Raw genomic sequence first — 24,618 nt, 5'->3', positions numbered from 1 at the left:
GAAGGCAGGCTCTCATTGTGCTCTCCCTGCTGTGGAGTGCCTGCCTTCCCCCCAAGCGGCGCAGAAAGCGCTGATATATTCCAGACCGTCCGGCTTTGACGCCAGAGACCGACGGCACCCTGACAGGAGGACGCCACGTGCCTAAAGACAATGCGACCGGTAAGATCTACTACGAGACTTTTCAGGAAGCGGTTGACCGGAACCGCCCGAAAATTCCTGCCGTTCAAAAGCGACTGGAGGATGCAGGCGTTAAATATGTGATGGCTGCCTGGATCGACCTGCATGGCATCCCAAAGACCAAACCCGTCCCGATGAGCGATTTCGAACCGTTGTGCCTGGGCAAAGGTCCGCAATTTGCTGTTCACTCGATCTCGTTCGTGCCGGAACTCAGCCCGGCTGATAGCGATCAGGTCGTGGTGCCGGATCTGGACGCGGTCTATATCTGCCCGTGGGACACGTCGATGGCGATCATCTTCTCGGATCTCTATTGGGAGGATGCACCTTACAATGTCTGCCCGCGTCAGGCGCTGAAACGCGCCATGAAAGAAGCCGCAGACGAAGGATACACCGGATACGCCGGGGTCGAGCCCGAATTCATCGTCATGAAATACGACGAAGACGGGCAGCCCGTGAAAGCCTTCGACGACGATCTGGGCAAGGCGATCAGCCCCCGCCGTCAGGCCTTTGGTTATGATGTGGAATACTCGATCGACTCGATGCCCTTCCTGAAGGACATGATCGACATCATCGAAGGTCTGGGCTGGAACCTGCATGATGTGGTGGCCGAAGGGGCTTATTCCCAGTTCGAGCTGGATTTCCATTATACCAACATGCTGGAAATGTCTGACCGTCTGGCGTTTTTGCGCATCGTGCTGAAAGAGGTGGCCAAGAAGCACGGCATGTTCGTGACCTTCATGCCGAAACCCACAGTGGGTGACTGGCGGTCAGGCGCGCATATCAACATGTCGATGCAGCATGAAAGCCGTCCGGGTCAGAACATCTTTGAAACCGAAGATGGCAGCGACTGGTCGGATGAAAGCCGGTGGGCCGTTGGTGGCCTGATGCAGCATGCCGAGGCGATCACGGCGATCACCTGCCCGACCGTGAACTCGTATAACGGTCTGGTCCCGCGTGTTGGCGGGTTCGAAGGCGGCACCGTGACCTGGGCGCCGACCAATATTACTTACGGGTTCAACAACCGCTCGGCCCAGTTCCGCCTGCCGCAGAGCCGTCACTGTATCGAAAACCGCGCCTGCGACATGACGATGAACGTCTATCTGGCGATGGCGATGCATCTGAGTAGTGCGCTGCATGGGATCAAACACAAGATCGATCCCGGCAAGCCGACCGACTTTGACCTGTATTCGAAAACCGACGCCGAACTGGCCGAGCTGGGCATCCGCCGCCTGCCGCGCACTCTGTTCAACGCCATTGAGGCGCTGCGCCAGGACGACATGGCCGAACACGTCATGGGCCCGGTGATGCGCAAATCCTACCTCGAATACAAAAACGACGAGTGGGAACGATACCACCAGTCGGTGACAGATTGGGAAGTCCAGGAATATCTGCGGCTATACTAATCAAAATCATACGGCCCCGGCATGTGTCGGGGCCGAACTTCTTTGAACAGCGGGCAAACGATGACGCAAGACTTTCAGATACTCGAACTGGGCGATTTTCAGTTGTTGTCAGGCGAGGTTTTTAAAGATGCCAAGCTTGCCTATCAGACCTACGGCACCCTGTCGCCCGAGCGAGACAATGTGATTGTCCTGCCCACCTTCTACACGGGCACAAACTCTCGCAACGAAGGGTTCTTTGGTCCGGGGCGGGCAATCGATCCGGCCCGGCATTTCATTGTCAGTCCGAACCTGTTCGGCAACGGGCGATCCTCGTCGCCGTCGAATACGCCTGCGCCGCAGGATGGGCCGCGTTTTCCGCTGGTACAGATGTGGGACAACATCGCGGCCCAGCATCGTCTGGTCCATGACCATCTGGGGATCGAACAGATTGCTTTGGTAGCAGGTTGGTCGATGGCTGGCTGCCAGTCTTATCAGTGGGCCGCACAGTATCCCGATATGGTGCAGGCAATCCTGCCGTTTTGCGCTTCGGCCAAGACCTCGCCCCATAACTTCGTGTTCCTTGAAGGCGTCAAAGCTGCGCTCTGCGCGGATCAAACCTGGAATGGTGGTGATTACGACAGCCCACCGGTGGCTGGTCTGAAAGCGTTTGGACGGGTCTACGCGGGGTGGGCCTTCTCGCAGACCTTCTACCGCGAGGCTCTGTACAAACAGCTTGGTTTTGAAACCATCGAAGCTCTGCTGGTGGATTGGGAGGTCGACCACGTCGATGGTTGGGACGCCAACAATCTGCTGGCCAAACTGGCAACATGGCAGGCCGGCGATATCTCGGCCGGGCCGCTCTACAAAGGCGATTTCAAGGCCGCACTCGGCGCGATCAAGGCCCGGGCGATCCTGATGCCCTGCACGCAGGATCTGTATTTCCCACCGGAAGACAATGAAATCGAAGCGCGGCATATGCCGAATGCCGAGTTCCGCCCGTATGACTCCGCCTGGGGCCACTGCGCGGCCAATCCGGGCAACGATCCGGGGTTCACCGCCGCGCTGGATGATGGAATTCGTGAGCTTTTGCAGGAGTAAGTCGTGTATGCCTGCCTAACGGGCTAACATGACCAAAACGGCTGACTGGGAGGGGGTCAGAATAGTGAGCGGGGCAATATCCTGGTTCTGCGAAGGTCCGGAGGGGTTCAGACTAACGGAAGGCCGCAGGTATCGGGAAATCGGTTTGATATTTTCACGACTTACCGCCTATGATCTGGTCGCGTATGCCTGACGCTAAAAAAGAGGAAGTGCCTTGAACTTATCGCGAAAGTCAGAAGCGGAAAAACCTTCCCGTCAACGGGGCACACATTCGGTTGAAGAGCGTTTGAACAGCGAAATTGTTCAAATGCTCGAACTGGACGGTCGGATGCCATTCTCCGAGATTGCACAGAAGCTTGGTGTGTCCGAAGGTACGGTGCGCAACCGCGTCAACGCCATGAAAGATGCCGGTTTGCTGCGGATTGTTGCGATCGCCGATCCCACAGCAGCCGAATACAAGGCGGATGCGATGGTTTGCCTGAAAGTTGCACCAGGTACGACCCCGCACATTGTCGCTGAAAGACTGGGTGCGGTGCCCAGTGTTGTCTATATCCTCTGGGTCACAGGACGGTTTGATCTGATGGTCGAGCTGGTTTGCGATGAACCGGACGATCTGGCGACCTTTCTTGAGGAGCATATCCACGGCGTAGAAGACATAGTCGACGCCGAGGTGATGCTGGGCCTCAAGAACTTCAAAAATCAGTTCCTGCTCAAGCGCAACTGGGAGCAGCGGTCCAAAACTTAAATCCCCAAGGGGGTGAGGCTACATTTCGTCCCGGTTTTGGCCAGCTTCCGAGCGCATCAGCGCAGTAATTTCCCGTTCGCATTCCAGATAACCGGGCAGGGCGATCAGTTCTTCCTTGCTGTGCAGATCGATACCTTTTTTGAAGTCCAGGTCCAGAATGGTTTTCAGCCGGCCAGGATTGGCAGATAGGAATACGATCTTGTCCGCCAGAAAGATGGCCTCCTGAATGTCGTGGGTGACGAGCAGTATGGTCGTGTGGGTTGTCTCGACAATCTCCAGCAGCATCTCCTGCATATGCCAGCGCGTCTCGGCATCCAAGGCGCCAAAAGGTTCGTCCATCAGCAGGATTTCGGGCTGGTTTGCTAGTGTTCGGGCAATGGCCACCCGTTGCTTCATCCCGCCTGACAAGGTTTTGGGGTAGGCATCCCTGAACCGTGACAGATGTACCAGATCCAGAAATTTCTCGGCCCGCGCACGCCGCTCCTCCTTGGGAACGCCATTCAGCTTCATGCCGTATTCGACGTTTTGAATGACGGTCAACCAGGGAAAGGACGTATAGCTTTGGAAGACCATGCCCCGCTCGCGAGCGGGACCTAACACCTCGTGCCCGTCCAGATGGACCATGCCACTTGTCGGCTCTTCCAGGCCTGCCACGATATTGAGCAAGGTGGACTTGCCGCATCCCGAGGGGCCCAGCAGGACGCAGAGTTCGTTTTTCTCGACCGAGAATGTAATATCTCGCAGAGCTTCGACGGTTTGGTGTTTGCCGCCAAAAGTCTTGCAGACATTCTGCGCGGTCAGGATTGTATCGTCTAACGGCATGTCAAATCTCTGTAGTGCAAGTGTAATCGGGCGGCTTTTGCCGCCCGGGTATTCGAGTGTTCAGCCGCGATATCCAGCTTCGTAAAGCTCGCGGTGCAGATCGCATTCAATGCCGGTTTCCGGCGGGTTGATCTTTTCGATCAGGTTGAATTTGACCCACCATTCGCTGACCAGATTCCAATGATCGGCCATCTGTCCATTGGACTGGTCGAACGGAGGATTCCCGGGTGCGGCTCCGCAAAATTGCGCGGCCTCCATGAAGTCATAGACGTAAAGACCTCCGTCCGTGCGGCTGCCGTCCTTACCCAGAACCAGTTCAACATCTGCCACACTCATCTTCATGCCGTCGGCGATGATCTGGTTCCCTTCGGTCGGGTTTTCCTGCCACCACGCAATCGCATCATAAAGCGCCTGCAGTGTCATCTTGGCGGTATCCCGGCGCTCGGTCACGAATTTGTCGCTCATGTAGAGACCGTCGGCGATAACGCCTTTCTGCAGCCAATAGGGCTCGCGTGATTGGGCCAGAACGCTGGAGCCTTCCAGAGCCTTCAGCGTATTGGCGCCATAAGGTTCCCAAAACTCAGATGCAGCAACCGAACCGCCAATCATTGCCGCGAACGCATCATCGGCGATAATGTTGCGATAGGTTACCGAGTCAAACGCGACGCCATTTTGCTCCAGCCACATCGCAACGAATATTTGGGACAGGCCACCTTCCAGTACGGCGACCTCTTGCCCGACCAGATCTTCGGCGGTGTTGATGCCCGGCGCGGCCACGATCTTGTCGGTGCCATAGGACAGGTTGCCAAAGGCCACCAGCTTGATCGGCAGGCCGCTTTCGATGCCAACAGGGGTGAACTCAACAGTCGAACTGACCACGTCCATCTGATCGGCGGCAACCAGATTGAAGCTTTCATAGGGGTCTTCAATCGCCTGGTAGTCGATGTTCAGATCGGGCGCCAAACCCTTTTCGATGGCAATGTACCAGAACCCGTAGCCGGGCCAGGTAAAGCCGGATATCTTCACATCCTCTGCCGCCTGTGCCAGCGTCGGCGCCAGGGCCATGACCGCCCCTGCGGCTGCACAGCGTAGCTTGGTGAATTTCATTGTTATCTCCTTCTCCTGTTGGGTGTGCGGCCCCTGCGTCTTCCGCGCTTCGGGCTTTTTTGGCGTTAAGTTTTCTCCTCAAGATAGGGGAACGCGATCTGGTAAAGCTGTCTGAGCAGGAAGTCGAACAGCAGGCCCAGAACGCCGATCACCAGAATTCCGGCCATGATCTCATCGACATGCAGGAACCGTTTGGCGCGCATCATCATCGCCCCGATACCGGCATCGGCGGCAGTGATTTCGGCGATGACCAGATAGGTCCAGCTGACCGCCAGCATTTGGCGCATTGCGATCATGATATTCGGCAGAGATGCAGGCACGACCACTGTGCGTAGGACCTGAATCCGTGATCCTCCCAACGTCATGGCCGTTCGGATCAGGTCCGACGGAACCGCCTTGACGTGGTCCATGATCAGCGTGATCAGAAACCAGACAACCCCGATGAACAGCAGGGACAGCTTTTGCATGTCTCCGGCACCAAACCACATCAGCAATAGTGGAATGAAAGACGGGGCTGGCAGATAACGCCAGGCCGAGACAAACGGGTTGAAAAAGGCCTCAACCACGCGAAAGGTACCCATCAGAATACCCAGCGGAATCGCAACGGCGCATGCCAACGCAAAGCTTAGGACAACGCGCCAGACGCTGACCAGGACGTCATTGGCAAAGTTGTTTTCGACAAACAGCGTATAAAGTGCCGACAGCACCTTGCCTGGGCCCGGAAGAAGAATTGGGTTGGTCCATTTCAGCCAAACGGCCATCTCCCACAGGCCGAAAAACAACAGCCAAACCAATATACCCAGTCCGATTGACCAGCTGGCCGGGATGTCTTTTTTGAACTCGAATATCTTTCTGCGGCGACCGGGGCGTGCGGCAGAGGCCTCTGTTTTCGTTTTGTGGCTTGGACGTGCTGACTTGCTGACCAGTTCGCTCACTCTGTCTTCCCCATTTTTCTGTCGCGCAAAGTTGCCAAATCTGCGGATTACGGAGAAAGGATATGACGAAAAATCAGAATAATGAACAAAAAACATCGAAATTCGTAATTTTTGTTACGATACCTAAGGCAAAGGGATAAAATAACAGGAAAATTGAGCTTGAATCAGTAATGTCAAATTCAGGAGTTTAGGGAACACTGCTTTAGCTGCTGCGCTCGACTAGTTTTGACATGGAGAGAGCAAATCAGTGGCTTGAAACCTATCTTGAAGGCTGACGTACGGGCGATCGATAAAACGCCTGAGCGCGGCCGCAATCACATCCTTTTACGACGATCCAGGAACCGGCAGAATCCAATGCGACACCCATTTCAACAGCCGAGGGCAACACAGGTTGACCAGGATGGTGTCGTTTACCTTTATCGCACATGGTTGAGCCGGCCGTTTTTGACCCAAACCCCATCAGAGAATGATGTGTGACCGGCGTGTTTAGTACGGCGCCCGTGCTCACTTATTCTGGTTGAGCTGGCACGTCCCTAATTGGCCAAACTGGGCAAGCCCTTAAAACAGGGCTCTCGGCAACCAGGTCGTCAGCGCGGGGAATATCCAGATGAGCGCGACAGCGATGATCTGCAGAAGAATGAACGGAGCAACACCGCCGTAGATATGCGCTGTTGTGATTTCCTTTGGTGCAGCACCGCGAAGATAGAACAGCGAGAAGCCAAAGGGCGGGGTAAGAAAGGACGTTTGCAGGTTGATCGCAATCAGAATGGCCAGCCAGATTGGATCATGACCCATCGCGATCAGGATCGGCACGGTCACGGGCAACACGATTACAGTGATCTCAACGAAATCGATGAAAAACCCAAGGATGAAGATCAGCACCATGCAAAATATCAGCGCTCCGGTCGGTCCTCCGGGCATCTGCTCGAGGATTGCCGCCATAGTCTCGTCACCACCCAAACCGACAAAAACAAGCGAGAACATACTTGCCGCCAGAATGGTGGCGAAGATCATTGTGGTGACCGTAAGACTGGATGTAACGGCCGGCACCAGCATTCCGGTTTTAAGTGACTTGGTTAGCCCTGCAAAAAGCCCATAAAAGATGATCGCGGCCATCAGCAAGTAGACGCCCGCAAGCACCCAATCGCCTATTCCGATATCACTACGTTGCAAACGCACTGGGTAAACACCAGCAGCGACAGCCAGTACCCCCAGGGACAAAACCGAGCCGATGACCAGCAACCTGTTTGCTTTCAACTTCCAGGCGGTCAACAGTATTGCGCCAACAGCTCCGACCGAGGCAGCCTCGGTCGGGGTTGCGATACCGCCCAGAATCGAACCCAGAACGGCAAGGATTAGCAGCACCGGCGGCACCAACGCGCCGAAAACCACTGAAAAGCTCGGCTTTTCATCGACCGCCAAGCCGGGCGCGACCTTTGGATTCAAAAAAGCGTAACCCAACACATAGACGATGTAGATGCTGACCAACAGGAGGCCGGGAACCAAGGCTGCCGCAAAGATTTGGCCGACCGAGATCGTCTCGATCGAAAATTTGCCCTGCGCATACTGTGCCTGCTGAAAGGCGTTGGACATAACGTCCGAAAGGATGATCAACATCGTGGACGGGGGAATGATTTGCCCCAATGTGCCAGCGGTACAAACGATCCCCGCAGCCAGTTTGGGATCATAGCCGTTCTTCAGCATCGTCGGCAGCGCGATCAGGCCCATCGCCGTCACAGTAGCCCCGACAATGCCTGTTGAGGCCGCCAGAAGCGCCCCGACAAGAATGACTGAAACGCCCAACCCGCCCCGCAAACTGCGGAATTGCCGGCCCATCGTTTCAAGAAGATCGGCAGCGATCTCGCTTTTCTCCAGAACTGCCCCCATGAAGACGAACAGAGGAATGGCGATCAGGACCTCATTGGTGATGGTGGAGAAAAACCTTTGCCCCAATGCGCCAAACAGCCCAAAATCCATTACACCCGTCATGCTGCCAATGGTGCCGAAAATTACGGCAATTCCCGCAATACTGAATGCGACCGGGAAACCCGACAGGATTGCAGCGATCAACGCCGCGAACATGATCAGATCCAGAGTGATCATTTGCTGAATGCTCCGCCAGCCCGAAACTTACCAATCAGGATCGACACCGATTGGATGATGATGAGAACGCTGAATGCGGTGATGAGGGATTTCAGGTAGAAAGAAGCCGGTATCCCGCCAACAGAGATTGGACCTTCCAGGATCGACCAGGAATTTCGAACGCTGGGCCAGGACATAACCAGCAATACGGTCATGGAGGGTAGAACGAAGAAAAGGTGGCCGCAGATGTCGATGATCGTTTTGGCGCGCTCTGAAAGACCGGAGTAAAATATGTCGACCCGGACGTGTTTGTCATGCAGCAGCGCGTATCCGGCGGATAACATGATGAGTGTGGCGTGAAAATAAAGCACCAGCTCTGTCAGGGCGATCGAACTGAAGCTGAATACGTAGCGTAAAACGACAATGGCAAACTGCAACAGGACCATTGCCAGAACAAGCCAGCGGACAAACCGGCCCATCTGCTCGTTTATTTCATCCAGGAACTTCATGATGTCGCCAGCGCTGTTTCACACAAGAGTAGCACGGGGCAGCCAAAATTGGCTGCCCCCACAAGCGTTTTTTCAGTAACCCATGACCGCAGCACGGGCGTTTAGCTCGCCTGCGTCTGCGTAAACCATGTATTGGCCGATGGAGTCACGATAGGCGACAAAGCTTTCCGCTGTGCGGCGTACAAGTTCATCGTCCGACTCTTGCAGTTCTCCGATGACTTCTTTTGCAGCCTCGCCCATCGCTGCGACGACATCATCTGGCATCTTGTGAACCTGAACGCCATGCTCGGCCACAAGCGTTTCAAGTGCCTTGGCGTGGTTCGTCTGATACTCAGTCAGCGATGTGATATAAACACTGTCGCTTGCCAGCTTGATAACCTCTTTCAGGTCATCCGGCAGGCCTTCCCATTCCGACAGGTTGATGGACACTTCCGCGGCTGAGGAAGGTTCGCCCACACCGGGCCAGTAGTAGTGCTTGGCAACTTGCTGGTAACCCAGCGCGCTGTCTGTCCAGGGTCCGATGAATTCACCTGCATCGATCGTGCCGGATTGCAGTGCTTGGAACATGGCGCCGCCGCCCATGGCCTGAACGGCCATGCCGATTTTCGAGTGCATTTCTGACGACAAGCCGGTTGTGCGGAATTTCATGCCTTTCAGGTCATCCAGCGAGTTGATTTCCTCGCGGAACCAACCACCCCACTGCGGTCCGGTGTTTTCGCACAGGAATGACTTCAGGCCAAAGCGTGCATACATTTCGTCATAGAGCTCCTGACCGCCGCCATGTTTCAGCCAGCCAATTTGCTCATCTGCGCGAAGGCCGAAAGGCTGAGAACCAAACAGCAGGATACCTTTGGATTTGGAACCCCAGTAAGCAGGTACGGAGTGGTACATTTCAGCCGTGCCTTCCGAAACAGCGTCAAAAACACCGTTTCCGGGCACAAGCTCACCGGCCGCATACAGTTTGACTTCCAGCCTGCCGCCCGAGATCGTGGTGATCATGTCGGCCATTTTCTGGGCGTTCACACCCGGCCCTGGCAGGTTCTTGGGCCAGGATGTGACCATTTTCCACTGCCTGATATCTTGTGCAATCGCAGGCGCTGCCAAAGCAGCTGCGCCGGCCCCAACAAGACCTGTCTTGATAAACTGTCTGCGTTCCATGCGACATCCTCCTTGTATGCAATGAATTATATGTACAACCCCATGCAACCAAAGTCCAATATTTTGATCTTTAGAATGGCGTGTTGTTCACCGGAGGCGGGAGCGCAAGCGAACCCGCTTCCCGGCGAAGCAGTCAGGCTGCCAGAAAACAGCGTGTATCTGATAGTATATTAATTTTCTTATATCCGAAAATAAGTAATATATCCAGAGTATTAAAAGAAATTGTCGATCCCGAAACAGACACTTTAATCTGATCGGTAAATGGCTGCATGAGTGTCAGTTCGTTGGCACCCTGCGCACGTTCGGAGGTGTTGACGACCTTACAATGAGAGATGGCTGTCCGATCACCTTGCGCCATCAAATCCACAGCCTTCACGAACGAGTCGCCTGGGGTTCCATATGGGATTTCACTCGGGCCAAACGCAAACGATTCGTTCCCCGAGAGCTCAATCCGATTGTCGTCGAAGTCGAGAACTCTGCCGCCCGTCGGATTGGAGTTATGGCTGCCCGGATGGCGAAGCCGTCCATGGCTTCTCTGTCCGGTCAGTTCAGTATCTCGGTCGTACTACCAATTCCGTTCTTCCAGGGTGGGGTGCGATAATTTGAACGGGATATAGTTCTGCAGCCGGGAGAGTTTTCGTTGGGGCCGTGCATTTCGTTAAGAATCTGCAACTCTCCCGACTTTCAAGAAGCTCAGGGATCTACACGCTCAGTCAGAATAACTGCGCGTTCATGCGTTCCATGCGCAAGGACCTGGCCGTTTTCGGCCTCTGCCGTGCAGTGGAATTGCACGCGGTTCCGTTCGACGGATGTAACGAAGGAGCGGAAAACAACCAGATCGCCGGTTTTGGCCGGACCAATATGCTGGATGTTGACGATAGTGCCGACAGATGTTTCGCCGGGTTCGAGATATGAGGCCAGGATACGGCTTGAAACATCTTCCATCTTCAAGACGATTGCCGGTGTTCCCAGAACGTGCACACCAGTATTGCCCATGGCATGAGCGGTGTATTCTGGCGTAACCGTCAGAGATAGTGTTTGGCTTACTCCTGGCCTCAATTTATGCATTCTTACCCCTGCATTTGGGCGGCGCTTATTGCAGCGCCGCGTTGGCAGCATTCAACACTGCGCCGGATTTTACCAGCTCTGTGGCTGCCTGCATGCGCGGGTACATGACCACGTCCTGCTTGAGGTGATCGATCGGGCGCCCGTCCGTTGCGGGTTGCGCGCGCAGCATCTTCAGCACCGAACGGCTGACATGCGACAAGGCAGATTCATCAATCCCTTGTTCCGCCATCCGCAGTTCTAATGCCTGAGCAGCCATCAGTACTTCGATGCCAACGACGTTCTGAATATTCGTAACGATCTGCTTGGCGTGACGTCCGGCATTGTTGGCCATGGATACGTGATCTTCCTGGTTCGAGCAGGTCGGGATCGAGTCCACGCTGTCGGGGTGTGCAAGTGTCTTACAATCCGACACCAGCGCGGCCGCCAGATACTGCGGCAGCATATAGCCGCAATCCATACCGACATATTCACTGTCGACCAGCATATCGGGCAATCCACGATTAAGGGTGCCGTCATTCAAGCGGAACAAACGGCGCTCGGCGATGTTGCCGATCTCAGTGACCGCAATCGACAGGAAGTCTGCGGCAAACGCGATGTACTCCGCGTGGAAGTTGCCGCCGGAAACTGCTTTCAAGCTCCGTTTGGGCAGGCCATCCGCAAAGATCAGCGGGTTGTCGGTTGCCGCGTTGATTTCGCGTTCGACAATGCCCTCGACAAATTCAAGCGTGTCGCGAACAGGGCCCAGAACCTGCGGGGTGCAACGTAATGAATAGGCATCCTGAGGGGGTTGACGCTCGGGGTCCCGTTCGGATCCGCCATCAATCAGCGTGCTGCCTTTCAGCGCCGCCCGAATGGCCGCCGCGGTTGCGATTTGGCCCGGCTGTCCGCGCGCCTCATGCAGTTCGGGGATGAAGGCGTCGCCAAAGCCCATGAGCGCTTCGATCGACATGGCCGCAGCAAATTCCGCAGTGGCAAGAAGTGTTTTGGCATCGGACAGGGCGATTGCTGTCTGGGAGGTTGAGAAGGACGTCCCGTTCAGCAGCGCCAGCCCTTCCTTGGCACCAAGGACGATGCGTTCAATGCCCGCTTTTTCCATTGCAGCAACACCGGACATCAGTTCGCCGTTATAGAAAGCCTGCCCGCTGTCGATTTCCTTTTCGCCTTCTTCCGCCCGTGACATGACCAGCGCCATATGAGCCAACGGAATCAGGTCGCCGCTGGCCCCGAGCGAACCGTATTCGGGCACCGCAGGGATGACGCCTTTATTGAGCATCTCAACAATCGTTTCGACCACAACCGGACGTGCTGCCGAGTAGCCCTTGATCAGGCTGGCAGCGCGAATCAGCATCGCAGCGCGTACGATTTCTTCGGGGAACAGGCGCCCAACACCCGCAGCGTTGGAAATGACGAGCCGGCGGGACAGATCGCGGGCCTGCGCCGCTGTCTTGAAAGCCTCGCGGCCGGAAAGCGACCCAAAACCGGTGTTAATCGAGTAGATTGCCTGCGCGGGCTCGCCACGGTCCATTTGTTCCGAAATTCCGGCGACCCATGCCTCGCTGGGTGCCATGATTTTGCGGGCTTCATCGCTAAGGGTGACTTTGGCGCCATCCTGAGCGACACATTTGAGCTCATGCAGGGTGAGCGGCTTTGTTCCGAGTGCAACGTGCGTGTTCATTTGTATTTCCTGACTTTGCGTATCCGAATGGGAACGGAAATGGTTATTTACTGTTGAACCAACGACCGGCGGCTTCGATGACGCGCATCGAATCCTCCGAAGTGGCTATGGTTATTCTGACCCCGTCGCCGGGAAAGCACCGCGTGACAATCCCATCTTGGCTCAGGGCATTTGAAAACGCCTGAGATTCTTCGCCCAAGGGAAGAAACACGAAGTTGGCGTATGAGTCCGCGACAGACAATCCGATTGCTCTGAGTTCGTCTGTCAATCTGCGGCGTTCGACCTCGTTTGACGCGATGTGCTCCGCCAGCGATTGTTGTTCGCCAACTGCACTGATCGCCGCCGTCAGGGCGGGTGTTGGCAGCGGGAACGGAGGCTGCAGCGCTTGTACAGCGTCGATGATATCTGAAGAGGCCAGACAGTAGCCGATCCGCATCCCGGCAAGGCCATAAGCCTTTGAGAATGTGCGCAGAACCGCCAGATTTGAATGCTCGGCAAGCGCATTGCTTATGTCGGAGAGCCGGGACGGATTATACTCTGCATAGGCTTCGTCCAGAATAACGAGCCTGTCCTTTGGGATTTCGTTCAGGATGCGATCGATTTCCTGCAGGCTGACGGCTGTGCCCGTAGGATTGTTCGGATTGCAGATCAGCACGATCCGCGTGCGATCAGAGATCGACGCGACGATGGCGTCGAGGTCAACGCCTTGTTCTTGCGTGAGTGGTATTTTAGTCAGGCTGCATCCTTGCCCGCCTGCGATGATTGGATAGGCCTCATAAGAAGGCCATGCGGTGAGCACGTCGTCCCCAGCATCGCAATATGCGCGGACAAGCAGGTCAAGCATGACGACTGAACCCGCAGATACCGCAACGTTTTCAATCCGGAGGCCGTGAAGCTCGGCCAGAGCCGCCGAAAGGCTTTCTCCGCGAAGGTCTGGATACCGGTTAAGTTCCGTCAGAGCGTTGGAGGCTTGCTCCACAGTTTGCTCGGAAGGGGGAATTGAATTCTCATTCGAACCCAGCCGGGCTGTGCCAGCGGGGAAGCTTGCAATTCTGCCGCGTCCATAGCCGGGCAGATTTCTCAGCCGAGAACTTGATTGCAAAGATTGTTGTTCCGCGCTGCGCACTTCAAACTTCTCCGACGTCGTAAAAAAGCAATGCCTGTGATCCTGGTGTATGGCTTCAACCTGCACTATCCGCAGTTCGTGCGATTCCACCACTTGATCGAACTTGTATAGGCAACGTGATTTCCTTGGCCGTGTCAAGGGCAGATTACCGGAAAATACTGTGGCGATACCTTCGGATGCAGATATTGCATGGGCAACGCGCACGCCTGATATGGCAAGATGCAACTATAGGGCGTGTCGCGCGTCCGCCGATTCTGTCAGCTTGGTCAGTTTGTGCTGGACATCCGTCCGGCCAGACTGAACCGCGATCCCGGATGCCTAAGGCGGGCGCTGGTAACAATAACATTGTCCGACCATGTGCGGCGTCGAATCAATAGTATCGCATCTCCTTCTGACACTTTCAGAAGCTGGCTTGTGTTTTTATCGGCGGGAATTGCCTGAATAATATGCTCGACCTCGGTAAGGGGTCCGCAGCTCATCAGATAGTCGTTTGGGGTTTTATCCTCAAAGGCCTGTTCCAGATAGGATGGTGCAAAGCTTGGGTTGACGTACCTGTCTTCAAGCTGGATCGGTTCACCGTTTTCATAGTGGACAATGACCGAGTGAAAAAGCTTTGTTCCGGGTATTACGTCAAGCTCTGTCGCTAATCCAAGCTCACAATCTATAGCATGAAGCGACAGAACCTCGGTTGTATGTTGGCTGCCGCGCTCCTCAATCTCGTCCTTGATATTTCGCAGCTGCATAAATGTCGATTGGCTGGGTTTGGGGGCAACAAACGTACCGGTTCCCTGGCGGCGGACAAGGTGGCCCTCGGCGGCCAGGTCCCGCAGGGCGATGTGCGCCGTCATCCGAGAGATACCGAATTGCTCGACCAGTTTGGGCTCGGAGGGGATTCTGTCACCCTCTGCCCACTCCCCGGATTCGATCATTCCCAATATGTACCGCCGTAGCTGCTGGCCGAGCGGAAGCCCAATATCCCCCTTGCCCCGGGGGTGAATAACCTGCCTTTCAATTGCCTTCTTTTTCATAACCTAAACCTTCGTTTCTTCTTTGCTTGCCGTACCATAGTCGAAAAGATGTACAGTCAACACTGCTTTATCATAATGGCGTTTCTTGCAGCCGGACATTTTCTCGCTTGACTCTCCAAGAACCTCGCTTGTATGAGGTTGTATATATAAGCTATACCCTTACCAAGCTAAAACTTGGCTTATCAAAAAAGGAGACTGCTGTGAGCAAACCAGAAATCCTCTATGAAGTTCGCGCCCAGGGCGGCAACAACCTGCGCTGTAAAGGCTGGAAGCAGGAAAGCATCCTGCGGATGCTGGAAAACAACATGGAAAACGCCGAGCACCCCGAAGAGCTGGTGATCTACGGCGGTATTGGCAAATGCGCCCGTAACTGGGAAAGCTACCACGCCATCGTTGATGCGCTGCAAGAGCTGGAAGATGACCAGACTCTGGTTGTTCAGTCCGGTATGCCTGTTGCGATCTTCCCGACCAACAAGCTGGCACCGCGCGTCGTCATGGCGACCACCAACATCATGAAAGCCACCTGGCCGATCTTCTACGATCTGCAGGACAAGAACCTGACCATGTATGCCAACTATACAGCGGCACCGTGGGAGTACATCGGTACACAGGGCGTTATCCAGGGCACTTTCCAGACTCTGGTTGCAATCGGTGACCAGAAGTTTGATGGCGACCTGCGCGGCCGCATCCTGCTGACTGCAGGCATGGGCGGCATGGGCGGCAACCAGCCGCGTGCCATGACAATGCTGGGCGGTGTCTGCATCTGTGCCGACGTTGACCGTGACGTTGTCAACCACCGTAAAGAAGTTGGTTTCTGCGACGTGATCGTGGAAGACTTCGACGAAGCCGTTCGTCTGGCAAAAGAAGCAGCCGCCGAGAAGCGCCCGCTGGGTATCGCTCTGATGGGTAACGCTGTTGACGTGCTGAAGAAGGCCGAAGAAACCGGCTTCATGCCCGACATCATCACCGACATGACACCGGCGCACGACCCGATTTCGTACATCCCGGTTGGCATGACTGTCGAAGAAGCGCGCGATCTGCGTAAGAACGACCGCGACGAGTACTTCAAGCGTGCAGGCGCTTCGATGATCGAGCACCTGGAAACCCTGAACCGCTTCTACGATCGTGGCGTACAGGTCTTCGAATACGGTAACTCGCTGCGCAAAGAAGCGCGTGACGCCGGCATGGACGTTGAAGAAGCAATGAAGCTGCCTGGCTTCGTGGCTGCTTACATCCGTCCGCTGTTCTGCGAAGGCCGTGGTCCGTTCCGCTGGACCTGCCTGTCGCGTGATCCGGAAGATCTGGCCAAACTGGACGACCTGATCGAAGAGATGTTCGCGGACGACGAGCTGGTTGTTGGCTGGATCAAGAAGGCGCGTAAGCACCTGCCGATCGAAGGTCTGCCGGCACGTATCTGCTATCTGGGCTTCGGTCAGCGTAAAGCCTTCGGCATGCGCGTGAACGAAATGGTCCGCACTGGCGAACTGAAAGGTCCTGTCGGCTTCTCGCGCGACAACCTGGACTCCGGTTCGATCGTGAACCCGACCTTCGAATCCGAGCGGATGAAGGATGGTTCGGACCTGATCTCTGACTGGCCTTACCTGAACGCTCTGCTGAACGTTGCTGCGGGTGCTGACCTGGTTGCTATCCAGGAAAACTACTCGATGGGTGAAGCTGTGCACACCGGCGTGACCATGATCGCCGATGGTACCGCAGAATCTGACCTGCGTCTGTCCGCATCGCTGACCACTGACAGTGGTATCGGTGTTGTGCGTCACGCACAGGCTGGTTACGACATCGCGCGCAAAACCGCGGCTGATCGTTTCGAGAAAGACGGTGTTTCGGTACCGCTGTGGTGGGAACCCACTGCAACCTTCGGTCCGGATGATTCCGGCGCACCTCGTAAGAAAAACTCGTAAGTAGAAGAGCTCCGACATGACCAGAATTACCGCACTTATTGAAAATACAGGCCAAGTCCTGACCTGTGCAAAAGACGCGCCTGATCTTGTCGGAGCGTCCAAGAACACGGTAGTGGCGATCAGTGGAGACACGATCGCCGCCACCGGCACCCCTGAAGAAATTGCTGCGCAGTTCGATTTGAGTGAAGCTGAACGCATTGACGCCAATGGCGAAATGGTGATGCCCGGTTTCGTCGACTGCCACACGCACCTGGTTTTTCACAAATCCCGGGTTGAAGAATACGCCCAGAAGGTTCGCGGCGCGACGGCAGATGAAGTCCGCGCGATGGGCATTCCTGTCGGGATTTCCGCCACTGCTCGTATGATGCGCGAAGCCAGTAAGGAACAGCTGTTCGAAAGCGCAAAAGAGCGGCTGGACTATATGCTGGCTTTTGGCACCACAACCGTGGAAAGCAAAAGCGGCTACGGTCTCAACACCGAGACCGAAATCAAGATGCTCGAGGTCAACCAAGATCTGAACGAGCACCATTCAATCGATATCATCTCAACCTTCCTCGGTGCGCATGAGTTCCCCGATGACAAGGATCGCGAGGCGTATATCGAAGAGATCCTGACCGAGATGATCCCAGAGGTCGGGCGCCGCAAGCTGGCCGAATTTAACGACGTGTACTGCGATGATGGCTACTACACCGTCGAAGAAAGCCGCAAGATCCTGGAAGTCGGCGAACAGCACGGCCTGAAGATCAAGATTCACACCGATGCTTATTCGCATATCGGCGGCTCAACACTCGCTGCTGAAATGGGTGCCGTTTCCGCCGACCACCTGAACTACACCGCCCCGGAAGAATACGCCAAATTGCGCGAGGCAGGTGTCGTTGGCGTAGTCATGCCTGCGCTCGATTTCGCCGTTGGCCACACCAAGCCATTCAACTCTCGCGCCATGCTGGATGCCGGAGTCACTTTGGCGCTGGCGACCGACATGTGCCCCGGCTGCTGGCTGGAATCCATGCCGTTCGTAATTCAGTTGGCGTGCCGTCTGTACAAGTTCAGCCCAGCCGAAGCCATTCGCGCCGGTACGCTTCACGCCGCTATGTCGGTGTGTCGTGAAGACAGTCTGGGTTCGCTTGAACCCGGCAAAAAGGCTGACATCGCGATCTTCCCGTATGAGCGTTATGAAGACATGGCCTATCGGCTTGGTCGCGGGCAGGCCTCCAAGGTGCTGAAAGATGGCAAAGTTGTATATGATGCCGGGGCGGTCAGCTAATGCCGCCCTTTGAGGTGATCGAGGGCGACAGCCCGATCATTCTTGGGCAGCCGCATGTTGGAACGTGGCTGCCTGACGGCATAGCTGACCGTTTGACATCGCGCGGGCAAGAGCTGGCCGATACAGACTGGCATATCGACCGTTTGTATGACGGGCTTTTGCCGTCGGCGACGGTGGTTAAGGCAAACTTCCATCGCTATCTGATTGACGCCAACCGCGACCCCGAGGGGCAGTCACTGTACCCCGGCCAGAACACAACCAATCTGTGTCCTGTAACGGATTTTGACGGCCAGCCGATCTGGCGCGAAGGTCAGGAGCCCAACGCGGACGAAATCGCGGAACGCCGTGACGGGTATCACCGCCCCTATCATCAGGCGCTGGCCGATCAGATCGAGCGGGTTAAGGCCAAACACGGGGTTGCAATCCTGTATGACTGCCACTCAATTCGATCAGAGATCCCGTTTCTGTTCGAAGGTCTTCTGCCCGTTTACTCCATTGGAACCAATGTCGGCACGACTTGCGATCCGGCGATTGAGCGTATCGTCACCGAGGCGTGCCGTGATAGCGGCGAGAGCTTTGTGGTGAACGGTCGGTTCAAGGGCGGCTGGACAACCCGGCACTATGCAAACCCCGAACACAACGTTCATACGATCCAGATGGAACTGGCGCAGCGTGCCTATCTGAGCGCTGAAAAAGCGCCCTGGGAATACAACTCAACTGTGGCTGCGCCACTGCGGCAGACATTGGCAGCGCTCCTTGCGTCACTGGAAACCGCCGCTCGCTCAGGCCAATTCACAAAAAACTAAAACGGTTAGTCAAATGTCCACGAAAACCTACGAAGTTGAACATCTCCACCAGCCTGATGGATGGCTTTCACCGGGCTATGTTGAAGTGGATCAGGCCGGAAAGATCGTATCGGTCTCTGGTGATCGGCCTCAGGGCAAGGAAGTTGAAAGCCTTTCGGGTTACGGCGTTCCGGGCCTTTCAAACCTGCACTCCCACGCCTTTCAACGGGCTTTGGCCGGGCGGACCGAATTTGTCACGGGTGCCCTAGCAGAAGACAACCTTTGGACATGGCGTAAGGAAATGTACCGCATGGTCGACCGGCTAACGCCGGAAGATTATGAGGCGATTGGCGCGCAGGTCTATCTGGAAATGCTGAAATTTGGCATGACGGCTGTCTGTGAATTTCATTACGTGCATCATCAGCCGGGTGGAGCCAAGTTCGCCGACCCGGCCGAAATGTCAAAACGGCTGATTGCCGCCGCTGGTCGTACCGGTCTGGGAATGACAATGCTGCCGGTATTGTATGCGCATGGCGGCATCAATAAGCCGGTCGAGCCAACTCAGAAAAGGTTCGTGCATACCGTCGACGAATATCTGGCGCTGATCGAAAATCTGCGCACGGGCATGGCCGACAATCGGACGCTGAACGTCGGTGTCGCTTTGCACTCGCTGCGGGCCGTCACACCGGACGAGGTACACGAGACTCTTGCCGGTTTCAATCGAATGGCCCCGGACGCCCCCATTCACATCCATGTCTCTGAGACAACGCATGAAGTTGAAGAGGTTGAGGCAGGGCTGGGCGCCCGCCCGGTTCAGTGGCTAATCGACAATGTGGATCTGAACGACAAATGGTGCCTTGTGCATGCCACGCATCTGGACGCATCCGAGATCGCCGGTTCTGCAAAAAGCGGTGCAGTGGCTGGAATCTGCCCGTTGACCGAGGCAACCATGGGCGATGGCTTCTTCCCGTTGGTGGAATATCACAAAGCCCGGGGCAACTGGGGTATTGGCACCGACAGCCATTACTCGACCAGTATTTCCGAGGAGCTTAGAATTCTTGAATGCGGCAAGCGCCTGGAATTGCGCCGTCGTAACGTCATTGCTGAACCGGATGGCGATGCGGAAGTTCACACGGGCCGCATTCATTTTGACACTGCTTTGAAAGGTGGCGAGCTGTCATCGCGTCAGGGCGGCGGAGCCTTGGTGCCGGGACGTCGTGCCGATCTGGTCATGCTGGACCCGAATGCGGATGTGTTCCTTGGGCATACATCCAGAACGGTACTGGATGCATGGATGCTGGGCGGAACAGAGAACCCGGTTCGGGACGTCATGGTCGCCGGTAACTGGGTCATCAGGGATGGTCGCCATCCGCAACAGGACACCGTGCGGCAGGATTATCAAGCAGCGATGAAGCGACTGACAAGCTGAAGTGAGTGTGGTCTGGACATTGACAATCCGGCAAAGCCTGTCGTATTGTCTATACAACATCATACAATATTGCGAGAGAAGGAATGTACTGTACAAGTGCGGGATAAAAACACCACAGCATCCGCGCTTTGCGACAGACAACAGGTACTACAAATGATCGAATTCCGCTGATTTGCGATGACGGGGCCACTCGCCCTGATGTTCATCAGCATAACCGGCGGAATTCTGGCGAACTCGGGGAGGAGTTCATGATTGTCGTAGACGACATACACAAAAAGTTTGGGGGCTTCAGCGCGGTTGATGGCGCGACGCTGGAGATTGGCAAGCAGACGATCACAGGCTTGATCGGCCCGAATGGCGCAGGAAAGACTACGCTATTCAATGTCATTGCCGGGGTACATAAGCCGACATCGGGTCAGGTTCTTCTGGATGGTGAGGACATCACCGGAAAGCCACCCCATGAACTTTTCCACAAAGGGCTGCTGAGAACGTTCCAGATTGCCCACGAGTTCAGCTCGATGACGTGTCGCGAAAACCTGATGATGGTTCCGGGCGGTCAATCTGGCGAGATGCTTTGGAACACCTGGTTCGGGCGCAAGCGAATTGCTGATGAAGAACGCGCCCTGCGGGCTAAGGCAGATGAGGTTCTGGAATTTCTGACCATTTCGCATATCGCGGATCTGAAAGCGGGCGAAGTGTCTGGCGGGCAAAAGAAGCTGCTTGAACTTGGGCGGACCATGATGGTCGACGCCAAGATCGTGTTTCTGGACGAAGTGGGCGCGGGTGTGAACCGGACGCTGCTTTATACGATTGCTGACGCTATCAAGCAGCTGAACGAAGAGCGCGGCTATACCTTTGTTGTGATCGAGCATGACATGGATTTCATCGGAAAAATCTGTGATCCGGTCATTTGCATGGCCGAAGGGAAAGTACTGGCCGAAGGAACGCTGGAAGAGATCAAAAACAATGAGCACGTGATCGAGGCTTATCTGGGCACTGGCCTCAAGAACAAAGACAAGTTGGAGGCAGGGGCGTGACAAGCGATTTTTATGATGACTCGCGTGGCAACAAAGATGCCTCGATCACAAACCGCAAGGGCAGGGGAACACTTATCCCTGCTCACCCAAAAAGCGGCAGCAGCAAACCCGTCACGGACCGGCCGTTTCTGATTGGCGATAACATGACCGGAGGATACGGCAAGACCGGTCCTGATATTCTCCACGATTGCACGATCTCGGTTGATAAAGGCGAAATCGCGGTCATTGTCGGCCCGAACGGCGCGGGAAAGTCCACGGCCATGAAGGCCGTTTTTGGCATGTTGAATCTGCGCGGCGGATCGGTTTCGCTGGATGGTGAAGATATTTCCGAATTAAGCCCGCAGGACCGCGTGATAAAGGGGATGGGTTTTGTCCCTCAGGTTAACAACATCTTCACCTCGATGACGGTTGAGGAAAATCTGGAGATGGGGGCCTTCATCCGCGAGGATGATATCTCGGACACGATGGAACAGATTTACGGTCTGTTCCCGATCCTCAAGGACAAGCGATTTCAGGCCGCTGGAGAATTGTCCGGGGGTCAGCGGCAACAAGTTGCCGTTGGTCGCGCCCTGATGACAAAGCCAAAGGTGCTTATGCTTGACGAGCCGACCGCCGGCGTATCTCCGATCGTTATGGACGAACTTTTTGACCGGATCATCGAGGTCTCGCGAACGGGCATCCCGATTCTGATGGTTGAGCAAAACGCCCGGCAAGCGCTTGAAATCGCTGACAAAGGCTATGTTCTGGTTCAGGGCCGAAATGCCCACACCGGCAGCGGAAAGGATCTGCTGGCGGACGAAGAAGTGCGCAAATCGTTCCTGGGGGGCTGAGGTATGGATGTTCTGAACGGCATTTTGGTTCTGACGAACTTTGTTTTCATTCCTGCCATTGCATATGGAAGCCAGCTTGCCCTCGGGGCGCTTGGGATTACCCTGGTCTATGGGATCCTGCGGTTTTCCAACTTTGCACATGGCGACACGATGGCTTTTGGCACCATGGTCACCATTCTGGTGACTTGGTGGTTGCAATCGATGGGTGTCTCGTTGGGTCCCCTCCCAACGGCTCTTTTGGCGCTGCCGGCTGGTATCGTTTTCTGCGCCGCACTCGTATTGTTGGCCGATAAGTACATCTATCGCTTCTACCGGACCCAAAAGGCCGATCCGGTCATTCTGGTGATTGTCTCTATCGGTGTGATGTTCATGACCAATGGGGTTGTTCGATTTATCATCGGACCGGACAATCAGCGTTTCGCAGATGGAACCCGTTTCCTGGTCTCTGCCAGAGACTTCAAAGAATCGACAGGCCTGCCCGAGGGTATCAGCTTTAAAATGTCGCAAGGCCTGACCATCATCACAGCGGTCATCGCGGTGGCGCTGCTGTTCTGGTTCCTGAACAGAACGCGCGCGGGAAAGTCCATGCGGGCGTATTCCGATAACGAGGATCTGGCACTCTTGTCGGGTATCGATCCGGATCGCGTTGTCAGAAACACCTGGATCATAGTTGCCGCGCTTACGACAATTGCCGGTGTGCTGTATGGCCTCGACAAATCGTTCAAGCCATTCACTTATTTCCAGCTTCTGCTGCCCATGTTTGCCGCAGCCATCGTCGGCGGTATCGGCAGTCCGATCGGCGCAATTGTCGGTGGGTTTGTCATCGCGTTCTCTGAAGTCGCGGTAACCTATGTCTGGAAGAAGGCGCTGGTCTATATGTTGCCGACAAGCCTTGAGCCGTCCGGCCTGGTGCAGATTCTGTCGACCGAGTACAAATTTGCGGTCAGCTTTGTCATCCTGGTCATTGTTCTTCTGATCAAGCCAACAGGCCTCTTTAACGGGAAATCGACATGAGCACTTCACAAAAGAACTCAATCTACTTTGCGATTGTTGCGCTCCTGCTTCTGGGGACAGGAATCTTTCAAAGCTGGAACTCGGCGCTGCTGATCCTAAACATGGGATTGATCTCGGCGATCATGGCGGTTGGAGTGAACCTTCAATGGGGTTTTGCGGGCTTGTTCAATGTCGGGATTATGGGATTTGTTGCGGTCGGCGGGCTTGCCGTTGTCTTGGTCTCTGCGTCACCGGTTGCCGACGCGTGGACTCAGGGCGGTCCTAGGGTCCTTTTGGCGTTGGTCTTTGCAGTGGCTGTCGTGGTCGCTGCGGTTCTGACACACAACCGGATGCAACCTGGTTTGGTTCGGAAGCTGGTCGTCGCTGCAATCGCTGTCGCTGGTTTCTTCATCTTCCGGTCCATCTATGATCCGGCAGTGGTAGCCATCGAAGCCGTTAATCCCGCCGCTACCGGCTATCTTGGCGGTCTTGGGCTTCCTGTTCTGCTGTCATGGCCTGTTGGTGCCTTACTGGCCGCTGGTGTGGCCTGGTTTATTGGTAAGGTAACACTGGGGCTGCGGTCGGATTATCTGGCGATTGCAACGCTGGGCATTGCGGAAATCCTGATCGCGATAATGAAGAACGAGGATTGGTTAAGCCGAGGCGTCAAGAATGTCGCCGGTCTCCCACGCCCGGGCATGGTCGGTTACGAGGCCGAGCTGCAAGCCAACCCCAGATTTGCCGAAACGGCCACTTCTTTGGGAATGGATCCGGTCGTAGCTTCGACGCTTTATGTGAAGCTTGCCTATTCGGTGCTGTTCCTGATCGTGTTGATCATCCTGTTCGCGCTGGCGCAAGGAGCTCTGAAAAGCCCCTGGGGACGCATGATGCGCGCCATCAGAGACAATGAAGATGCCGCGCGCGCGATGGGGAAGGACATCACCAAAAGGCACCTTCAGATATTCATTCTGGGTTCAGCGGTTTGCGGATTGGCCGGTGCAATGATGACGACACTGGATGGGCAGTTGACGCCGGGTACGTACCAACCGTTGCGGTTTACCTTCCTGATTTGGGTGATGGTCATCGTTGGCGGTTCTGGCAGCAATCTTGGGGCAATTTTGGGTGGGATCGTTATCTGGTTTTTCTGGGTGCAGGTCGAACCCATCGGCGCGGGGCTGATGCACGTTCTGACATCCTGGATGCCGGATGGCTCTATTGTAAAGGAGCACCTTCTGGATGGGATCGCGCATATGCGTTTGTTCACAATGGGTCTGATCCTGGTGCTGGTTCTTCGCTTTAGTCCCAGAGGTCTGATTCCAGAGAGATAATCGACCGTATCACCATTGAATTGCACAGGCTGGCTCCTGGAAGGGGCCAGCTTTTTTGATCGAAGGAAAGTGGTTAGTCGATCATCGGTCAGATCCCTGCTTCTTATCCATGTTGGACGCT

The 24,618-nt window shown here is 55.4% G+C and carries 22 protein-coding genes; 11 read left to right on the top strand and 11 right to left on the bottom strand.

What is annotated here, in order from left to right; genetic code table 11:
• Positions 1-137 precede the first annotated feature (137 nt).
• The 3 genes from ACP0GE_RS00340 to ACP0GE_RS00330 all read left to right on the top strand — a co-directional run bounded on the left by ACP0GE_RS00340 (position 138) and on the right by ACP0GE_RS00330 (position 3,402).
• The gene (locus tag ACP0GE_RS00340) at positions 138-1,580 is read left to right on the top strand and encodes a glutamine synthetase family protein (protein WP_424830024.1); all 1,443 of its coding nucleotides are present in this window, start codon (positions 138-140) and stop codon (positions 1,578-1,580) included.
• A gap of 60 nt (positions 1,581-1,640) precedes the next feature.
• Positions 1,641-2,657, top strand: a complete 1,017-nt coding sequence (locus ACP0GE_RS00335) for an alpha/beta fold hydrolase (protein ID WP_424830023.1) — start codon at positions 1,641-1,643, stop codon at positions 2,655-2,657.
• 214 nt (positions 2,658-2,871) lie between these two features.
• Positions 2,872-3,402 carry an Lrp/AsnC family transcriptional regulator gene (locus ACP0GE_RS00330; protein WP_424830022.1) on the top strand — a complete coding sequence of 177 codons (531 nt, stop codon included), beginning with the start codon at positions 2,872-2,874 and terminating at the stop codon, positions 3,400-3,402.
• Between the two features lie 18 nt (positions 3,403-3,420).
• On the opposite strand, the gene ACP0GE_RS00325 is transcribed toward ACP0GE_RS00330, so the two are convergent.
• The 11 genes from ACP0GE_RS00325 to hutC form a co-directional block, all read right to left on the bottom strand.
• Positions 3,421-4,224, bottom strand: a complete 804-nt coding sequence (locus ACP0GE_RS00325) for an ABC transporter ATP-binding protein (protein ID WP_424830021.1) — start codon at positions 4,222-4,224, stop codon at positions 3,421-3,423.
• A gap of 60 nt (positions 4,225-4,284) precedes the next feature.
• Entirely contained in the window at positions 4,285-5,331 is a 1,047-nt protein-coding gene (locus tag ACP0GE_RS00320; protein ID WP_424830020.1) for an ABC transporter substrate-binding protein, read from the bottom strand.
• A gap of 65 nt (positions 5,332-5,396) precedes the next feature.
• Positions 5,397-6,266 (bottom strand): ABC transporter permease, encoded by an 870-nt coding sequence (locus ACP0GE_RS00315; RefSeq protein WP_424830019.1) that lies wholly within the window; start codon positions 6,264-6,266, stop codon positions 5,397-5,399.
• Positions 6,267-6,824: 558 nt separating this feature from the next.
• Positions 6,825-8,369, bottom strand: a complete 1,545-nt coding sequence (locus ACP0GE_RS00310) for a TRAP transporter large permease (RefSeq protein ID WP_424830018.1) — start codon at positions 8,367-8,369, stop codon at positions 6,825-6,827.
• Positions 8,366-8,857 carry a TRAP transporter small permease subunit gene (locus ACP0GE_RS00305; protein WP_424830017.1) on the bottom strand — a complete coding sequence of 164 codons (492 nt, stop codon included), beginning with the start codon at positions 8,855-8,857 and terminating at the stop codon, positions 8,366-8,368. Before ACP0GE_RS00305 ends, ACP0GE_RS00310 begins: the two co-directional genes overlap by 4 nt.
• A 72-nt stretch (positions 8,858-8,929) precedes the next feature.
• On the bottom strand, positions 8,930-10,015 hold the full coding sequence (locus ACP0GE_RS00300) for a TRAP transporter substrate-binding protein (protein ID WP_424830016.1): 1,086 nt from the start codon (positions 10,013-10,015) through the stop codon (positions 8,930-8,932).
• Between the two features lie 133 nt (positions 10,016-10,148).
• Positions 10,149-10,391, bottom strand: a complete 243-nt coding sequence (locus tag ACP0GE_RS00295) for a hypothetical protein (protein ID WP_424830015.1) — start codon at positions 10,389-10,391, stop codon at positions 10,149-10,151.
• A 317-nt stretch (positions 10,392-10,708) separates the two neighbouring features.
• Entirely contained in the window at positions 10,709-11,083 is a 375-nt protein-coding gene (locus tag ACP0GE_RS00290) for a thioesterase family protein (protein ID WP_424830014.1), read from the bottom strand.
• Positions 11,084-11,108: 25 nt separating this feature from the next.
• On the bottom strand, positions 11,109-12,758 hold the full coding sequence (locus ACP0GE_RS00285; protein WP_424830013.1) for an HAL/PAL/TAL family ammonia-lyase: 1,650 nt from the start codon (positions 12,756-12,758) through the stop codon (positions 11,109-11,111).
• 43 nt (positions 12,759-12,801) lie between these two features.
• Positions 12,802-14,088: a histidinol-phosphate transaminase gene (gene hisC, locus ACP0GE_RS00280; RefSeq protein ID WP_424830012.1), complete on the bottom strand. Its 1,287-nt coding sequence runs from the start codon at positions 14,086-14,088 to the stop codon at positions 12,802-12,804.
• Positions 14,089-14,150: 62 nt separating this feature from the next.
• Positions 14,151-14,912: a histidine utilization repressor gene (gene hutC / locus ACP0GE_RS00275; protein ID WP_424830011.1), complete on the bottom strand. Its 762-nt coding sequence runs from the start codon at positions 14,910-14,912 to the stop codon at positions 14,151-14,153.
• 200 nt (positions 14,913-15,112) lie between these two features.
• On the opposite strand from hutC, the gene ACP0GE_RS00270 reads away from it, so the two are divergent.
• From ACP0GE_RS00270 to ACP0GE_RS00235, 8 genes are all read left to right on the top strand, one after another.
• Positions 15,113-16,831, top strand: a complete 1,719-nt coding sequence (locus ACP0GE_RS00270) for a urocanate hydratase (protein WP_424830010.1) — start codon at positions 15,113-15,115, stop codon at positions 16,829-16,831.
• A 16-nt stretch (positions 16,832-16,847) separates the two neighbouring features.
• Positions 16,848-18,095, top strand: coding sequence for an imidazolonepropionase (gene hutI / locus ACP0GE_RS00265; RefSeq protein ID WP_424830009.1), 1,248 nt, complete (start codon positions 16,848-16,850; stop codon positions 18,093-18,095).
• Positions 18,095-18,901: an N-formylglutamate deformylase gene (gene hutG, locus ACP0GE_RS00260; protein ID WP_424830008.1), complete on the top strand. Its 807-nt coding sequence runs from the start codon at positions 18,095-18,097 to the stop codon at positions 18,899-18,901. Before hutI ends, hutG begins: the two co-directional genes overlap by 1 nt.
• A gap of 13 nt (positions 18,902-18,914) precedes the next feature.
• Positions 18,915-20,309 (top strand): formimidoylglutamate deiminase, encoded by a 1,395-nt coding sequence (locus tag ACP0GE_RS00255; protein ID WP_424830007.1) that lies wholly within the window; start codon positions 18,915-18,917, stop codon positions 20,307-20,309.
• A gap of 248 nt (positions 20,310-20,557) precedes the next feature.
• Positions 20,558-21,346: an ABC transporter ATP-binding protein gene (locus ACP0GE_RS00250; RefSeq protein ID WP_424830006.1), complete on the top strand. Its 789-nt coding sequence runs from the start codon at positions 20,558-20,560 to the stop codon at positions 21,344-21,346.
• Complete coding sequence (locus ACP0GE_RS00245) at positions 21,343-22,176, top strand: ABC transporter ATP-binding protein (RefSeq protein ID WP_424830005.1); 834 nt, start codon at positions 21,343-21,345, stop codon at positions 22,174-22,176. Before ACP0GE_RS00250 ends, ACP0GE_RS00245 begins: the two co-directional genes overlap by 4 nt.
• 3 nt (positions 22,177-22,179) lie before the next feature.
• Positions 22,180-23,190: a branched-chain amino acid ABC transporter permease gene (locus ACP0GE_RS00240; protein WP_424830004.1), complete on the top strand. Its 1,011-nt coding sequence runs from the start codon at positions 22,180-22,182 to the stop codon at positions 23,188-23,190.
• A complete protein-coding gene (locus ACP0GE_RS00235) occupies positions 23,187-24,497 on the top strand; it encodes a branched-chain amino acid ABC transporter permease (RefSeq protein WP_424830003.1) in 1,311 nt (436 codons plus the stop codon). Before ACP0GE_RS00240 ends, ACP0GE_RS00235 begins: the two co-directional genes overlap by 4 nt.
• The last annotated feature ends 121 nt before the right edge of the window (positions 24,498-24,618 follow it).

The sequence above is a fragment of the Ruegeria sp. genome, from assembly GCF_965243365.1.
GTDB lineage: Bacteria > Pseudomonadota > Alphaproteobacteria > Rhodobacterales > Rhodobacteraceae > Ruegeria.
The sequence above is the reverse complement of the archived record's forward strand: the minus strand, read 5'-3'. Positions and strand labels throughout refer to the sequence as shown.

Excerpts from the sequence above, each read along its gene's own strand:
- ACP0GE_RS00250 (WP_424830006.1), top strand. The coding sequence starts at position 20,558 with ATGATTGTCGTAGACGACATACACAAAAAGTTTGGGGGCTTCAGCGCG.
- ACP0GE_RS00235 (WP_424830003.1), top strand. The coding sequence starts at position 23,187 with ATGAGCACTTCACAAAAGAACTCAATCTACTTTGCGATTGTTGCGCTC.
- ACP0GE_RS00240 (WP_424830004.1), top strand. The coding sequence starts at position 22,180 with ATGGATGTTCTGAACGGCATTTTGGTTCTGACGAACTTTGTTTTCATT.
- ACP0GE_RS00310 (WP_424830018.1), bottom strand. The coding sequence starts at position 8,369 with ATGATCACTCTGGATCTGATCATGTTCGCGGCGTTGATCGCTGCAATC.
- ACP0GE_RS00320 (WP_424830020.1), bottom strand. The coding sequence starts at position 5,331 with ATGAAATTCACCAAGCTACGCTGTGCAGCCGCAGGGGCGGTCATGGCC.
- ACP0GE_RS00300 (WP_424830016.1), bottom strand. The coding sequence starts at position 10,015 with ATGGAACGCAGACAGTTTATCAAGACAGGTCTTGTTGGGGCCGGCGCA.
- ACP0GE_RS00255 (WP_424830007.1), top strand. The coding sequence starts at position 18,915 with ATGTCCACGAAAACCTACGAAGTTGAACATCTCCACCAGCCTGATGGA.
- hutC (WP_424830011.1), bottom strand. The coding sequence starts at position 14,912 with ATGAAAAAGAAGGCAATTGAAAGGCAGGTTATTCACCCCCGGGGCAAG.
- hutG (WP_424830008.1), top strand. The coding sequence starts at position 18,095 with ATGCCGCCCTTTGAGGTGATCGAGGGCGACAGCCCGATCATTCTTGGG.
- ACP0GE_RS00285 (WP_424830013.1), bottom strand. The coding sequence starts at position 12,758 with ATGAACACGCACGTTGCACTCGGAACAAAGCCGCTCACCCTGCATGAG.
- ACP0GE_RS00335 (WP_424830023.1), top strand. The coding sequence starts at position 1,641 with ATGACGCAAGACTTTCAGATACTCGAACTGGGCGATTTTCAGTTGTTG.
- ACP0GE_RS00305 (WP_424830017.1), bottom strand. The coding sequence starts at position 8,857 with ATGAAGTTCCTGGATGAAATAAACGAGCAGATGGGCCGGTTTGTCCGC.
- ACP0GE_RS00290 (WP_424830014.1), bottom strand. The coding sequence starts at position 11,083 with ATGCATAAATTGAGGCCAGGAGTAAGCCAAACACTATCTCTGACGGTT.
- ACP0GE_RS00325 (WP_424830021.1), bottom strand. The coding sequence starts at position 4,224 with ATGCCGTTAGACGATACAATCCTGACCGCGCAGAATGTCTGCAAGACT.
- hutI (WP_424830009.1), top strand. The coding sequence starts at position 16,848 with ATGACCAGAATTACCGCACTTATTGAAAATACAGGCCAAGTCCTGACC.